General features: G+C 60.6%; 16 protein-coding genes and 1 pseudogene. 6 read left to right on the top strand and 11 right to left on the bottom strand.

Going from position 1 to position 14,618, the window contains the following annotated elements:
• Positions 1 to 137: 137 nt before the first annotated feature.
• The 10 genes from ACUDAL_RS18545 to ACUDAL_RS18500 form a co-directional block, all read right to left on the bottom strand.
• Positions 138 to 2,402 carry an SNF2-related protein gene (locus ACUDAL_RS18545; protein WP_444679163.1) on the bottom strand — a complete coding sequence of 755 codons (2,265 nt, stop codon included), beginning with the start codon at positions 2,400 to 2,402 and terminating at the stop codon, positions 138 to 140.
• Positions 2,403 to 2,493: 91 nt separating this feature from the next.
• Positions 2,494 to 4,002, bottom strand: coding sequence for a DUF6094 domain-containing protein (locus ACUDAL_RS18540; RefSeq protein ID WP_444679162.1), 1,509 nt, complete (start codon positions 4,000 to 4,002; stop codon positions 2,494 to 2,496).
• Between the two features lie 61 nt (positions 4,003 to 4,063).
• Positions 4,064 to 4,657: a hypothetical protein gene (locus tag ACUDAL_RS18535; RefSeq protein ID WP_444679161.1), complete on the bottom strand. Its 594-nt coding sequence runs from the start codon at positions 4,655 to 4,657 to the stop codon at positions 4,064 to 4,066.
• A gap of 82 nt (positions 4,658 to 4,739) precedes the next feature.
• A complete protein-coding gene (locus tag ACUDAL_RS18530; protein ID WP_444679160.1) occupies positions 4,740 to 5,363 on the bottom strand; it encodes a DUF3275 family protein in 624 nt (207 codons plus the stop codon).
• Positions 5,364 to 5,454: 91 nt separating this feature from the next.
• A complete protein-coding gene (gene radC / locus ACUDAL_RS18525) occupies positions 5,455 to 5,994 on the bottom strand; it encodes a RadC family protein (RefSeq protein ID WP_444679159.1) in 540 nt (179 codons plus the stop codon).
• 77 nt (positions 5,995 to 6,071) lie between these two features.
• Positions 6,072 to 6,437 carry a hypothetical protein gene (locus ACUDAL_RS18520; protein WP_444679158.1) on the bottom strand — a complete coding sequence of 122 codons (366 nt, stop codon included), beginning with the start codon at positions 6,435 to 6,437 and terminating at the stop codon, positions 6,072 to 6,074.
• Positions 6,438 to 6,754: 317 nt separating this feature from the next.
• The gene (locus ACUDAL_RS18515) at positions 6,755 to 7,216 is read right to left on the bottom strand and encodes a DUF6998 domain-containing protein (RefSeq protein WP_444679157.1); all 462 of its coding nucleotides are present in this window, start codon (positions 7,214 to 7,216) and stop codon (positions 6,755 to 6,757) included.
• Between the two features lie 166 nt (positions 7,217 to 7,382).
• Complete coding sequence (locus ACUDAL_RS18510; protein ID WP_444679156.1) at positions 7,383 to 7,748, bottom strand: hypothetical protein; 366 nt, start codon at positions 7,746 to 7,748, stop codon at positions 7,383 to 7,385.
• Between the two features lie 132 nt (positions 7,749 to 7,880).
• Complete coding sequence (locus tag ACUDAL_RS18505; RefSeq protein WP_444679155.1) at positions 7,881 to 8,597, bottom strand: hypothetical protein; 717 nt, start codon at positions 8,595 to 8,597, stop codon at positions 7,881 to 7,883.
• Between the two features lie 376 nt (positions 8,598 to 8,973).
• The gene (locus ACUDAL_RS18500) at positions 8,974 to 9,333 is read right to left on the bottom strand and encodes a hypothetical protein (RefSeq protein ID WP_444679154.1); all 360 of its coding nucleotides are present in this window, start codon (positions 9,331 to 9,333) and stop codon (positions 8,974 to 8,976) included.
• A gap of 784 nt (positions 9,334 to 10,117) precedes the next feature.
• On the opposite strand from ACUDAL_RS18500, the gene ACUDAL_RS18495 reads away from it, so the two are divergent.
• Entirely contained in the window at positions 10,118 to 10,558 is a 441-nt protein-coding gene (locus ACUDAL_RS18495) for a LexA family protein (RefSeq protein ID WP_444679153.1), read from the top strand.
• A 14-nt stretch (positions 10,559 to 10,572) separates the two neighbouring features.
• Positions 10,573 to 11,073 carry a Y-family DNA polymerase gene (locus tag ACUDAL_RS18490; protein ID WP_119023417.1) on the top strand — a complete coding sequence of 167 codons (501 nt, stop codon included), beginning with the start codon at positions 10,573 to 10,575 and terminating at the stop codon, positions 11,071 to 11,073.
• A 144-nt stretch (positions 11,074 to 11,217) separates the two neighbouring features.
• On the opposite strand, the gene ACUDAL_RS18485 is transcribed toward ACUDAL_RS18490, so the two are convergent.
• Complete coding sequence (locus ACUDAL_RS18485; RefSeq protein ID WP_444679152.1) at positions 11,218 to 11,418, bottom strand: hypothetical protein; 201 nt, start codon at positions 11,416 to 11,418, stop codon at positions 11,218 to 11,220.
• A gap of 203 nt (positions 11,419 to 11,621) precedes the next feature.
• Between ACUDAL_RS18485 and ACUDAL_RS18480 the strand changes: the two are divergent.
• The 4 genes and pseudogenes from ACUDAL_RS18480 to ACUDAL_RS18465 all read left to right on the top strand — a co-directional run bounded on the left by ACUDAL_RS18480 (position 11,622) and on the right by ACUDAL_RS18465 (position 14,557).
• Positions 11,622 to 12,523: pseudogene (locus tag ACUDAL_RS18480) on the top strand (cation diffusion facilitator family transporter).
• Positions 12,524 to 12,624: 101 nt separating this feature from the next.
• A complete protein-coding gene (locus tag ACUDAL_RS18475; RefSeq protein WP_086509374.1) occupies positions 12,625 to 13,302 on the top strand; it encodes a DsbA family protein in 678 nt (225 codons plus the stop codon).
• Complete coding sequence (locus ACUDAL_RS18470) at positions 13,299 to 14,246, top strand: hypothetical protein (RefSeq protein WP_444679455.1); 948 nt, start codon at positions 13,299 to 13,301, stop codon at positions 14,244 to 14,246. Before ACUDAL_RS18475 ends, ACUDAL_RS18470 begins: the two co-directional genes overlap by 4 nt.
• Entirely contained in the window at positions 14,177 to 14,557 is a 381-nt protein-coding gene (locus tag ACUDAL_RS18465; protein ID WP_444679151.1) for a M23 family metallopeptidase, read from the top strand. Before ACUDAL_RS18470 ends, ACUDAL_RS18465 begins: the two co-directional genes overlap by 70 nt.
• Positions 14,558 to 14,618: the final 61 nt, after the last annotated feature.

Raw genomic sequence — 14,618 nt, 5'->3', positions numbered from 1 at the left:
TATGCCCATATTATTTATAAGCGATGTATTAACTTACCGTCTCAGCAGGCTTACAACCAAAGTCTCATCCAGCAAGCAGTCTCCTGCCACAGTGACAAAAAGCCCCCTCCGAAGAGGGGGCATAGGTTGGGTAGCGGTCAGCTGACCAGCTGCCTGGCCAAGGCCATCTCCACGGAGTCTCCATCCGTGTTGAGGGCATCCAGACCAGACTCAGGCACGTCTCCCGACGTGCTCTGGGCCACGGCAATCTTCTTGGCCATCAGCGACAGGCAGGCGATCTGTGACGATCCCGCATAGCCGAGGTAGAGCACCTTCACCGGCTGCTGCTGGCCGATCCGCCAGGAGCGGCGGGCGGCCTGCTGCAGGGTGTAGACGTTCCAGCCCGTCTGCATGAAGACGATGGTGGGGAAGTCCAGCAGGTCGAGCCCGGTCTTCACCAGGTCCGGATTGGTGATCAGCAAGTCGACACCGCGGTCGACCTGATCGGCAATCCAGTCCTCGCGCCGCTGGGTCTCCACGCTGGAGCGCAGCACCGCGACCTTGAAGCCGGCCTGGGTGAGCATCGCCTTGAGTCGGCTGCTGGTATCGCGTTTGCCGGTGTAGGTCGTGTAGACCAGCACCTTGCGACCCTCGGCCTTCTCTCGCCGGCAGATCGCCACCAGCTCGCGCTCCTTGGGCATCGGCTGCTGCTCGCCATAGAGGCTCTTCACGAACGCCAGCAGGCTGCCCGAGCGCGGGTGCTTGACCGTCTCCGGTCGGAAGCAGCAGTCCGGCCAGGCCAGCAGCGCATTGAGCACCACGCCCAGCAGGGTGGTGTCCTTGCGTGCCAGCGCCTGTCTAAGCTCGGCGGTCAGTTGCCCCTCGAGCCGCCGGTAGGCAAAGGCCTGCTCGTCGTCCATCGGCACCTCGATGAAGTCTTCATCGTAGGGCGGTAACACGTTGCCACCGATGTCCTTGAGCTTGAGGAAGACGGTGAAGGGCAGCACGTAGCGCATGATCCCCTTGGGGCCGAAGCCCGGGGCCTTGACGGTCCGCACCGACAGCTTCTTGCCTCGCGCTGTCTTGTGCGAATCGCCATCGCGCTCGGTGTAGATGTCCTTCAGCACCCCGTGGTCACGCAGGAACGACATGGCCGCAGGGCCCATCGATCCGCGCCCGTTGGGGCGATAGCCATCCTCGAGCATCTTTGGCGTGAGGATGCGGAACAGCAGGTGGAACAGGTCGTCGGCGTAGCCACCCATCAGGGTGCCGGTCAGCAGCAGCGACTTACGCGCCTTGGCTGCCAGCACGCCCATGGCCTGGCCCTGGGCGGATCCGGCGTTCTTGTACTCATGCCCCTCGTCCACGATCAGCAGATCGAAGGTGTGATCCGGCAGCTGCCGTTTGATGAACTCGGTCGGCTGATAGCCGCCTTCACCAAAACCGAACTCCATCGTGGCCATGGCGCGCTCCATGCGGGCCGCCTGCCGGTCGGAGAACACCAGCTCCCCGTTCTCATCCATGAGGTTGATGAACTCGTGGATGTTGTCGCCCAGCAGCGTGGCCAGGAATTCCTCGCCAAACTGCTGCACCAGGCGCTCCGAGGAGACCTTGCCGATGGTGGGCAGCTTGCGCAGCGCCTTGAGTACCAGGTCGCGCTGCAGGCTGCCCGTCGCCCGTTGGGGTCGCATCAGCGTCCAGAGAGGGCTGTGACAGTGCCGGCACTTGTGGCGCCGCTCCTCACGGAGAAACTGCGACAGCGATACCACCTCGTTGTCGCAGTCGACCACCGTGCCACCGCACTGGGGACAGGCCGCCAGCTCGCCGCCCGGCACGCGCTTGCGCGCCGCGACGGGACGCCAGTGGAAGCCCATGCGCATGCGCACACGCCCCAGGATGAAGAACTCCGGCCGCCCATCGGACGGCTGGCCCAGGGCCTCACGGAGCTTGAGCAGCTTGACCAGGGTATCCGGGCCGTTCAGCACCCAGACCCTGGCCTGATTGACTGTCTCCAGGATCTCCCGCCGCCACTTGTAGACCAGGTGGGGCGGTGCGATCACCAAGAAACGCCGATAGCCCTCGCCATGACAGACCGCCGCGGTGGCGATGGCCATCATGGTCTTGCCGGTGCCCATCTCGGCGTTGATGATGCCCGCCGGCTCGTGCCGATCGAGCAGCAGCGCCGAGATGGCCTGGACCACCTCGGCCTGCTCGGGGAAAGGCGCCCGCTTGAGGGCATCCATGATGGCCTGACGACGAGGGTTGGCCTCGCCGTCATAGACCGGGGGATGGGAGCGGTTGAGCGAGGCCAGCAGGCCATCGCCAAATTCCTCCACGAAGGCGTTGAGGTCCACCTGAGGCCCGAAGACCTCGCCAGACTGCGCCATGCCGGCCGGCGCCGGCAGCTGAGTGATGTCGTTCATGTCCGTCTCCTTGTTCACAAGAAAACGGCGGACACTCCCCTCCTGGCGGGTTGGAAAGGCCCGCCGTGGGGAATGGCGCCCGGGGCGCCGGTCAGTAGTCGTCTGGCAGCAACAGCGTGGTGGCGCTGCGGTCCGCCTCGGTGATGATCCAGACCGTGAGCGACTCACCGATCCGGTAGGACGAGAGCAGCCTGTCACCGTGAACCAGGGCCTGCTCGTTGCTCTGGCGGTCCTCCTCAGGCACGTCACCCCAGTCGCCGGTGACGTGTCGTCGGAGCAGCGCCATGGGCGAGACCTCGCCCTGCTCCACCAACTCGTTGACGGCCCGGGTCATCACCACTCGCCCCACCTCGAAGCGGCGTGGATCCGGCCTCGCGGCACGTTCGGCGACCCGGTTGAGCGGCTCAGGGGCATCGCCTGCCTCGGCGTCTGCCATCTGATCACCCTCTTCCGGCTCGCCATCATTGGCCGCCGGCGTCGAGGTAATGGTCAGCAGCTGCCCACAGCGAGGCGAGTCTGGCGTCATCTCCCAGGCGCGGATCACCGGCACAAAGCGGTCGGTGAGCACGCGGGTCTCGGTGATGGAGCCATCCTCCCGCTCGGTGAACTCGGTCTTGGCGACCTTATCCTTGTGGGTGTTGCCCTTGACCACCAGGCAGCGGCCGCTGGGCGCGGTCACCACGCCGGAGATGGCCCCGGCCGCCAGCGACAGGGCCAGATGCCAAGAGGAGAGCCGGCGCACCGGGGGACGCGGCGACAGGCCGGTCTTCCCGAACACGCTGCCCACCTCGGGCCAGAGCCCCTGCAGCTTCCCGACCTCATCGGCCAGCTGATCGGCATCGAGCGACACGCGGTAAAAGTGGCGCAGCTCGCCCTGAGCCGCCGGTACCGCGTAGGGTTCGAAGGGCCACACCGCCGGGATCACCTCGGGTATGACCTCCTTGCTTCCCACGCGCAGCAGCTGGGCGCGCATCGCCTTGACCTCCTGGCTGCGCTGCGCCTCGCGGCGTCGCACCCGGCGGCCCAGGACCACCACCTGCTGAAAGTCATCCACGGCGGCGCGGAAGACCCGCAGCTCGGTGAAGTGGTTGACCAGCCAGCCGGTCAGCTCCTTGTCCAGGGCGTAGTCGGGAACGATCAACACCATCACGCCCCCGACCTGCAGGGTGCCAACGGTGCGCTGGTAGAACAGCTTCTCCAGGCGCCTGCGCCCCTTGCCCTGATAGCTCTCGTAGCCGGCGTGGTCGGCCAGCAGGTCGCCATAGGACGGATTGAGCCACAGGCAGCCCATGCTGCGCGGTGAGATCACCGTGTCCATCAGGTCGCCCTGTAGGCCTCTATCCACCAGGCCATGCATCGAGGCGGCCCGCTCGGCGTGATACTCCACGGCGCAGGCCTGAACGCGTTCGCGCCCCAGGTGGTGGGCAAGCTCAGCGATGGCAGCGCCCTCCCCGCACAGGGGTCGAGCACTCGCATCCGGCCGGCGCTTGCCGGGCTCAGCGCCTGAAGCACCCGCTCGAGCGACGCTTCGTCCGTAGGGAAGTAGCCATTCCTGGCGAAGTTGCGCGCGATGCGCTGAAACATCAGTGCCATGCGACATCTCCTGTCGGTTGGGTATGGTAGGCGCGGCCAGAACGGCCGCACCGTGGTGGAGCGAGCGCTCAGGGCTCGGGGGTGAGCACGCCGGCGCGGATCATGCCGCTGAGGCGCAGGGCCATGTCGTTCTCATCGAGAGAGATCTCCCAGGCCTGAATCGGCCCCTGTGAGAACGAGGCCGGCAGTACCGCCTGCTGGGCATGCAGCAGCGTCATCACCGGCCCCTGCCAGTGATCCAGCAGGGGCAGCGGGCAGAGCTCGCGCACGCGTGGCCACAGCTGGTCATCCACCGGGCGGGCGCCCTCCTCGTTGTCGAGCAGGACGATGCTGTGCAGGTTGGCGCGATCCGGCGTGATGCAGCGCTGATCGAAGAGCCATACGTGCACCAGGGTGCCGAAGCGCGTCTGGCGCAGCCGGGCGGAGCGCCGGGAGTAGCGGTCCATGTCGCCAAAGATCATGGGGTGGCGAGTGTCCCCCTGGCAGAGATGCAGGGCATCCAGGCCGTTGTCTGCCGCTGGCAGCGTCAGCCTGGCCAGCAGCTCCTGCAGCGCCGTATCCCGCCCCCACAGGGAGAGGAACAGGCATTCGCGCTGCCGGCCAAGGCAGAACGCATCGGCGTACAGGTCCAGGCACTCTTCGAGGGTGTAGAGCTCGGGCATGGTGGCCTCCATCGGTTAGCGAAGAGCGATGGGGACATCCCGAGCCCAGGGCATCGAGATGCCCCGGTGGGGAGTGGCTGCCTCAGGCAGCGGCTTGCCAGGTCTGAGTCGGCGCCTGGAATCGGTAACCCAACTCCTTCAGTCGACTCACCTGACGGCGGAACAGCGCCCGGTCCACAGTGGGATCGAGCTTGACGCTCTGCCCCAGCGGCCAGAGCAGGCCGAAGAGCTCGGCGTCGGGGTTGGCCTCTTGGCCAGCGGCGTGGGTCTCCGGGGCTTGGGGCCCTGGCCCCTCACTAGCATCAACCTGAGGCGACGGCGTGGGCGGTGCCATCGGCTCGCCCGACCCAGGCGCAGGCGGGGCTGGCGGCACGGGTGGCGCTGGAGCGGCCTCCTCCTCCAGCGGATCCATCTCCGCGGAGTCGAAGCGCGGCCCATGCTGGGTCACCAGCATGCCGTCCTCGGTCAGCAGCATCTCGCCGACCTTGGCGCGAACCTCCACCACCAGCCGGCCACTGGCGAAGTAGCTCGCCGGGCGAATCTCGAGCAGCAGAAACTCGCCCTCAAACACCCCTTCGCTGAACTGGTCCAGCTGAGGATCCTTGATGACGAACTCGCCGATCGAGGCCGCCAGCCGGCCCACGTTGAAGGGGCCGTTGCGGCCATGAATGGTGCGGACGGTTAGCCGTCCGGGGATCTTGATCATCACCAGACTCCTGTTCGACAGGATGCAAAGAGCGGACGGGGCCGGCAGCGCCGGCACCCGTCCAAGAAGTCACGGGCAAGCGCCCGAGGTGTCAGAGATAACCCCGCTCCGCGAAGGAGACCGAGTCCGAACCGCCCACCACGATGTGGTCGAGCACGCGTACCTCGATCAGACCCAGCGCCTCCTGAAGGCGCTGGGTGATGCGTCGGTCCGCATCGCTCGGGTCGGGCTCTCCGCTCGGGTGGTTGTGGGTGAAGATCACCGCTCCGGCGTTGTGGTGCAGCGCCGCCTTCACCACCTCCCGCGGATAGACCGAGGCGGAGTCGAGGGTGCCGTGGAACAGCTCGCTGAACTCGATCACGCGGTGCTGGGTGTCCAGGAAGATGGCACCGAACACCTCATGGTCATAGCCGGCCAGCTTGAGCCACAGGAACTCACGTACCCGATTGGGCGTGTTGAGCTTCATGCCTTTGGAGACGGAACGCTCCACCAGCTGCCGCGCCGCATCGATGACGCGATCATCGGGGGCCGCCAGGTAGTTGCCGTCGCTGTCGCGCACGAACAGCTGAGGCGCATTGGATGGGGAGTAGCGAGACTCTGCCGGGAGGGCAGCTGCTGAAGTGTGTGTCATGACCAGAACCTCCGGACATGACCGAGACCGCCCCCTCCGGGAGCGATGTCCCGGTCGGGGTGGATAGTGAGGAAAGGTTACGCGGCGAAAAGCTGCGCGTGGTTTAGCTCGTCGTGGCGTGCCACCAGCAGGTAGTCACCGTGCTGACGGTCGTTCTGCACAACGAGAGCCTCGAGCTCCAGGGCCAGAGGCTGGTGGGAGTTCCCGCTGGGCGGAATGCGATGGTGAGTCAACCGCACCGCCTGGGTCCCTGCCGGGTACCCGGACAGCTGGCTGGCCACGTTCTGCAGCAGCAGCTGGAATCGTTCGATGGGGCTGACCCCATGTCCCGAGACAACAAGCTCTGCGACATACATGCAGTCGTCCATGACCCGCTCGCTGATGCGGACCTTGCCCACAAAGCCATGGTCACGAGCCAGAGACGACATATCGTAGGATTTCATGGTGGATCTCCTGTGGTAATGCACACAGGGGACACACCTTCCCCACCGGGGATGTGGATCCCCTGGTGGGTGATGGCACATGAGTGCCGAAGACGAGATGCGGCATCCAGCCCGGATGGGCGGCCTCGTCTCGGGATGCGCGAGGCCTTGGGAGGTGGCGTACCGCCAAGCGGCGCACCCTCAAAACGCCTGGGTGCCGGGGTGCCTCGGTTGGTGCCGGTCGAGACCACCGGGCCGCCATGGGCGGCGCTTGCACCAGTGAGCTTACGACACGAGCATGGGGAGTCAAGCAAGCCTATCACATGCGAAAGCGCAGACTACTCACCGATCGGCACGACCATCGGAAGCCGTGCGTCAGCCGCCACGCTGCCAATCAGCTTCGTGAGCCGGGCCAAGGACACCTGGTACTGGCCGTTGCGAGGCAACGGCTTATCGGCGAGCTCTTGCCAAACCAGCTCCCCAGGGCCGTTGTAGGCCTCCGTGAAGCCGCCGTGCCGATCCAGCTTCAGCACCAGAAGATGTTCAGGGCAACTTCTTAACGCGACTCGGCCACCCTGCGTGGCCTTGATCTCCACGAACCGCCCATCACATACAGCATCGACTCCGGGTGACGACGCTGGCAGTAGCTCCAATCCATAGTGATGCGCCGCCAGGCACTCGCCAAGGCTGCCAACCAGGTGGCCATCCGGGGTGAAGTGCCTACCCGGGAACATCGCCTCCAGCTCATTAACAACTCGATATAGCTCGGCAACAAGCTGAGGTAAGCGTTCCTTATTCACTCAGACTCTTCTCCCTAAAATGGCTCGCGATGGCAGCTCACGGCCAAAAGCGGTCTTTGAGTGAGTGCTGATGTAATGCCCCAATTTGCCGCGCAGCAAGCGCTTTGAGGCCTGTTGTTCAAGGGCGATGCTTGTTGTGTCGGCCAACATTATCTTGTTAAGACTCTTAATCAATCCTTCGCCCCAATATTTTGGCAACCACACCGACTATACCTTTTTCAGTACGCTGAGCATTGGCACCAAAGAAGTGGTTGCGGACGGCGAAAAATGCACCCACTAATAAACACGCGTGCCCGACCCAGCTCGTGAGCCGAATGATTCGAGCGTAGCGCGCCTCAACAACAGGATAGAAATGGCTGCCCTCTTGTGCCGCAAGCTGCCCTTCAAGATAGCCGCCTATGCCAATATAAATTAGCAAGTAAGCCACAGCACCGAAAAGTAAAGCACCCCACCAGGGAAGACGAGAAGCGATTTGAACGACATCAATTACTACAGACCCTAGGCTGTTTTTTCTTCTATATCTGCGACCCATGACTCCCCCTATTGATATTTAACGTCCGAGTTCAGGTGCTTTTGGAGCGACTGCCGTTTTCTCGGTAGAAAAAATGGATGACGGATCAAACGTCACCTGCATCGACTGGTTAGGCGCATGCCAGACCATAGCTCAAAACACCACCAAAAAAGCAATAATAACAACTATTACGATGATTGTGATCTGAGAAATAGAAATCCCCGATTTTCCGGCAGGTGCCAACGGCGTTGCCGCAGTGCAAGAACGAGAGGGCTCTCTGGGCGACTTTTCGGTGGCGGCCTTCAATCCGAACTCGGCGTCAACTAAATCCGCAGCATATTTGTACGCAGCAGTTCTTTTGCTTCCGCCTTGCCGTGTATAGCCGTCGCGGTCGGTTCTCTCCCCAAACCAGAGCAGAGTACTGTCCGAATAGCGCTTTATTGATTTCATGGCCTTCGTATCGGCCACAAGCTTAGACGCCACTGCATTTATTTTCGGGTCATTTAACGAAGCAACTGCTGTAGATTGGGAACCTAAGCGATCTTGAAGGACATTGAACGCAAACCAAGCGGCCAGCTCGTGTTCACGGCTGGAGGCCGACAACGCTGTGAAGATACGACCATATACGGCCCCCTCACCTGAGTATTGAGTGGTTTCAATGCCGTATTCATCAGCAAGCTTTAAAAGCTTCGGCGAAGCCTTGGAATCTTCATCGACCTTGCAAGATAGAAGGTCGCTGAGTTCAGCTTTTGTCGCTTCAGCTGGGATTCTTATCCCTAATTCCTTGGCATATGCAATCTGCCGTTCGGTCGGCGACTCGGGAGGAAGCTCCTCAATGCCGTCCACTGCCGTCCCGTTGGTCTCTGCCATTTTCCGAGCCGAGATTTCGTCTTTGGCCGTATAGGTTCGCGTTCTTGAACGTCCTGACTCTTTACCTGTGCCTCGGACCTGGTATTTCGGCATCTCAATCTTCTCCCAAGCGCCTAACTGTTCAACCTATGAATCTAGTGAGAATTAAGTATAGCTTGCCAGCATAACAAAGATGAACATCACTGCAGCATTTGGCGGAACGGCCGCTCAGGGTCGTCAACTGCCATAGACGTCTTATCAGTATTATCTAGGGTTACAGTTCCGGCCAGGAGCAATATCAGCTCTGACACAACGCGACGGCACGCGCGGTTACACCATGGAGATGAAACAGCAAGGCAGTTGCCATCGCCGTGACTGGCATTGTTAGCGGAAAAGCTTAATCATCAATATCTTCGCCTCTATATAATTTGTCTTCTTGTATTTCTTCAAGGTCTTCTTCAGTTAGCTGCCTTTCGGAGAGGGGGATAATTATATTCGCCTGATCTATAACAGCTTCTATTGCAGACTCAAATCTTGGTTTGTCAATATCGTTCAAAGGCGACCTGAGAAAATCATCAGGTAGCTCGCTCTTTAATCCCAAATGATCGTCGTGGCGAGCAAAGACTTTATCGGTATTTCCAAGTTCAACTAGAGCATCGACAAGCTCTTCCACTGTCTCGTATTCGGTATTTGGGCTGAAGGGGCCGCCATCTCCCAATGTCTGCGCAACAACCTCTAATTCTTCAAATTTTTTCATGAATCGACACCTCTATTGGATTCTTACTCATCATAGATTTACCAAACCGACCGAAATTGCCTCATCAGCTACTTTTGCCATTATAGGTATTGAGATTTTGCTATCGGAATCGACGAGCGCCCATTTGTAAGTTCCAACGAATTTTAGTTCATAATTTTCTACAAGTTTTAGATTTGGGTTCGCGCGTATAGCTATAAGAAGTGCGTGGACAGAGGCGATTATTGAGCATCTGTGTTCCGGAGGCAATATCTTCTCGTTGCGCATAAAAGTTTCACCGCACGCATTGCAAATATTGTCTCCGGTCTTCTGCCCAAACATCACTTCTTTTGATAAATATGAGTGAGGACAAACTGCTTGCTCTTCTAGTTTTTTTGAGGTCGACATACTTTCTCCCTAAAGTTTTTACAGCTATTAAGCCGCGCGTCATGATCATTAACGAACACCCAAGCGCATCCAATAATATTAACCGCCTCCAGCTTACCAGCCACTTCACTGAAAAATTTATAGTAAGTATAGCTCGCCGGCATGGCACCAATGAGCAAGCTAACTGCATTTTCAGAACCGTCCGCTTTGGGTCGTGAGCCGACTTCCCGCCGGAGCCAGTAGAGAGGTCCTGCATTGACGAGTATGAGTTTCCATTTCGCACTCCCTTGCTATGCCTAATCCTCAGTCAGATTAGCAGCATCATGCTGCGCCTGCTCGCGACCTTCGTGGTGCAAGGGCTTGGCAGGTTGGGTCGCCTGCCTGATACTGTATAAATATCAGGTATAGAAAGGAGCTCGTCATGCCACACCCCAAGCTCATCCCCGCGGACCCGGCGCCGCCGGCGCAGCCCCTGCCCTTCCCTCTGCCCCTGACGCGCGCCGGGCTGTCGGGCTTTCCGAGCCCTGCCCAGGACTACGAGGAGCGCACCCTGGACCTCAACGAGCGGCTGGTGAAGCGCCCCTCCTCAACCTTCTTCATGACCGTCACCGGCGACAGCATGGAGGCACTGGGCATCGCGGAGGGCGATCTGCTGGTGGTCGATAGCGCCATCGAGCCGCGCCCCGGGCACATCCTGGTCGCCACGGTGGAGGGGGAGCTGGTGGTGAAGCGCTACGAGCTTATCGGCAACCGCCCCTACTTCACCTCGGCGAACCCCGCCTACCGCCCCATCCCCGCTGCGGACCTGGAGTGCCAGGCCTGGGGCGTGGTGCGCGCGGTGGTTCACGAGTACACCGTCTAGCCGGGGTTGGGCCCATGATCGGATTGATCGACTGCAACAACTTCTACGTCAGCTGCGAGCGGGCCTTCCAGCCGCGGCTGGAGGGCGTGCCCGTGGGCGTGCTCTCCAACAACGATGGCTGCGTGATCGCCCGCTCCAACGAGCTCAAGGCGTTGGATGTGGCCATGGGCACACCTGCCTTCGAGCTGCAGCCACTGCTCCGCCAGCGGCGCATCGTGCTGCTGTCGTCGAACTATGAGCTCTATGGGGATATGTCCTCCCGGGTGCAGCAGGTGCTGGAGGAGTTCTCTGCCGGCGTGGAGCCCTACTCCATCGACGAGATGTTCGTGCGCTTCGACGGCTTTGCCCCTGAGCAGATGCACCGTCACGCCCAGGAGCTGTTCACCAAAGTACGGCGCTTCACGCATATCCCGGTCAGCGTGGGGATTGCGCCGACGCGCACCCTGGCCTTATCCGTAGAAAAGCAAACCTGGCTGGAAGCTCGATCAAGTCTGTTTCCTGACTTGTGCAAGTAGTGATATTCAATAGAGTATCCTGTCCTGGCCGTTCACCCGGCACAGCAGGACAACTGCGTCACGTCCTTGGGGAAAGTCTGAGCGCAGAGATTGAGCCACTCCACCATGGTCAGGTAGGGAAACAGTGATCTTGCTCAGTCGCGGTCAGTCACCATTGAACTCACGGAAGACCTCCGGTATCTCCTGCCCCCCAAACTGCCGAGAGGACGTCATGGACATCTCGACTTCCCGGGAGGTCGAGATGTTGACGACGGCCGGCGCGGCCTTGTCGACCAGCTCCGTGAAGTCTGGCAGTCGTGGCTCGGCGAGGGCTGGCGTCACCATCAATAGTAAAGCTAGGCTCATCAGCCAGGCGTGCGAGTGCGGCTTGGGTATCAAAATGGGCTCCTTCCGGGGCATGGAACATGGTAACCGTGTTTGGTACGGCGCCCACTACGCAAAGTTCCATACGCCTAGCCCCGGCTCGGTCTTCATTAGAATTCGGGCTTGAATCTTGAGTTGCTATAGGTTTTATACTGCTGGGTCATCAGGTGACACTAGGATGACGCATGGGACATCATCACGATCATCCCCATCTTGACCCCACCTCTGGTGACCGTCGGATGAGCATCGCCATCTGGGCCAACGGGATATTGACTGTTGCTCAGATCGTTGGGGGTATCCTGGCGGGAAGCCTCGCGCTGATCGCGGATGCGCTGCATAACTTTCCGACATGGCTGCCCTTATCATTGCATTTGCTGCCCGCAAGATCGCGAGACGGCCGCCAGACTCTCAGATGACGTTCGGCTATGGGCGAATCGAGATTGTCGCAGCGCTGATCAACTACACGACCCTCATTCTCGTTGGGTTTTATCTAATTTATGAAGGCGTGATGCGCATGATCGACCCGCCAGAGATTCAGGGCTGGATAGTCGTCATCATCGGCATTGTCGCTCTTCTTGTCGATGCGCTAACGGCCTTGCTCACCTGGTCGATGCAAAAACATAGCGTCAACATTCGGGCTCTCTTCCTGCACAACCTGTCTGATGCGTTTGCGTCCATCGCTGTGATCATTGGCGGCTCGCTGATTCTGCTATACGACATGCGCTGGGTAGACCCCGCGATTACGATCAGTATTGCACTCTATATTCTCTATCTTGCCTTTACGGAGATAGGTGGCCCCATCCGGACACTGATGCTGAGCTCGCCACCCGATGTCGATGGTCAATCAGTCATTGATGCCCTGCGTAGCGTCGAAGGGGTTGAGGATGTGCATCATGTTCACCTATGGCAAATGCAGGAGAATACCGCCGCACTTGACTGCCACGTGGTGACGACGGAAGAAGGCTGGCAGCAGCTCGAGGCGATCAAGGCGGATATCAAAGCACGCTTTGACATTGGCCACTCCAGCTTGGAATTCGAGCATATTGATCATGCGCATCAGGGAGCCAATCTTTATGGGCATGGATAACACGCCACTATTCGCCGACTTGGGCACCCATCAGCGGTTGAGATCCACTCAGCAGTCCTCTCGTCGTGCTTTTCGCTTAACCATTTGAATTGGAGAAGTAAATGTACAAAAAAGCGACTTTTATCCTGGCCGGTGCGTTGATGCTGATCGCCATCATCGTGATCGTATCGAGACCCTCGCTGTTGGGCATGGGCGCCGAGGCGGCCAACCAGGATGGAGCTCAGGTCGAAAACTCTCTGGTGCGCTCACACTCGCCTATTCTGGGGCCGGAAGAAGCACCGGTGACCATCGTGGAGTTCTTCGACCCGGCCTGTGAGGCCTGCCGTGCCTTCTACCCGCTGACCAAGCGCATCCTGGAAGAGTACCCCGACCAGGTGCGGCTGGTGGTGCGCTACACGCCCTTCCACGGAGAAGTGTCCGAAACCGCCATTCGCGTGCTGGAAGTCGCCAGGCACCAGGACGTCTTCCAGCCGGTGCTGGAGGCGTTGCTGGCCCGCCAGAGCCAGTGGGCGGCTCATGGCAGCTTCGATGAAGCTGCTATTCTGGATATCGCCAGCCAGGCCGGTCTAGATAGAGCTGCAGCAGAGGAACAACTTGATTCACCCGAGGTACAAGCGGTCTTCGACCAGGACAAGGCTGACGTCAAGGCCAATCAGATCCGCCAGACGCCGACCTTTTTCGTCAATGGCGAGCTGGTGGACCCCTTCGGCATGCAGGAGCTGGTCGACGCCGTCAATCGTGAGGTGACCGAGGCCTCTGGCGAGGACGATGCGTCATGACGCGACGCTGGATGCTGGTAGGGTTGATGGGGCTGGGCCCTCTGCTGGCCGAAGCCCATTGGCAAGACAATGCCTCGCTATCACCGAGCGAGCCGACATCGGCCAGGGCACAAGCTATCCCGCAGGAGGGATCATCACCCTCGGCTGTTCAGCCGCCCGAGCGCGTCGCCCAAGAGCTAACCGTGGCACCAGGGGATACCCTGAATGCATTGCTGCAGCAGCTTGGCGCGGATTCCGACACGCGCACCCAAGCGTCGAAATCGCTGGCGGAGAGGTTCGACCCGAGACGCTTGCGGCCTGGAGACCGTCTCACTTTCACCTCTCTGACGACCGGACAGCCGGTGTCGGTGACCATCGAGCGTGATTCGGGTATTCAATACGTCGTCACGCTTGGGGAGCGGCCGTCGACGCGGATTGTCCCGCCTCGTCTCGACACCCTGACTCTGGGCCGTGAAGTGGACGTCGAAACGTCACTCTATGCCGCCTTGGCGGCAGAGGGGATACCCACGCGTTTCGCCGTGGACCTCGAGGTGCTGTTAGGCGGACTCATGGACACAGCCCGAGATATTTCGGGCGCGGAGCGCCTGCAGTTACTGTGGGAAGAGGATCGCCGAGAGGATGGCACGCGAGTTGGGCCTCCCCGTCTGACCTATATGGGGTTGGCTGACCAGTCGGCACGACTGGAGATGGTATGGCCAGCGGACCAGAGAGCCACCGTGATGCTCTACAAGGACGGTAGCCTTGTGGAGACGAAGCGGTTCCCGGTGGTCGGCGCACGCCTGACGTCCGCCTTCGGCAATCGACGCCATCCCGTATACGGGGGGTACGTCGTCATGACGGCGTCGACCTTGCCGCGCCTCGCGGCACCCCGGTCATGGCGACGGCGCCGGGGCGGGTCTCCTTCATCGGTCGCCGTGGAGGTTATGGTCGTGTCGTGGAGGTAGAGCACGAGATGGGCACCCTCAGCCGCTATACGCATCTCAGCCGCTTCGCCTCCGGTCTGTCGGTCGGGGACGTCATCAATGCCGGCGACACGCTGGGGGAAGTCGGGGCCTCCGGACTCACCACGGGTCCCAACCTGCACTACGAAGTGAGAGTGGGTGACCGACCTGTCGATCCTCTGGAGGAGGGGCAGCGCATCATTCTGGGGGAGTCACCGGCACCCCAGGATTATCGAAGCGTGCTCTTCGAGGCTCGTGGTCGTCTGCAAAAAGCCATCGGTACGTCCGGTCTGGTCGCCTTGGATAATCGATAGGCCGACAGGCAGGCTTGTTGTATGACACGCATCGGTGGCCATGTAATGGCTATTGTCGTGT

This window comes from Halomonas sp. E19, from assembly GCF_052439355.1.
GTDB lineage: Bacteria > Pseudomonadota > Gammaproteobacteria > Pseudomonadales > Halomonadaceae > Halomonas.
The sequence above is the reverse complement of the archived record's forward strand: the minus strand, read 5'-3'. Positions and strand labels throughout refer to the sequence as shown.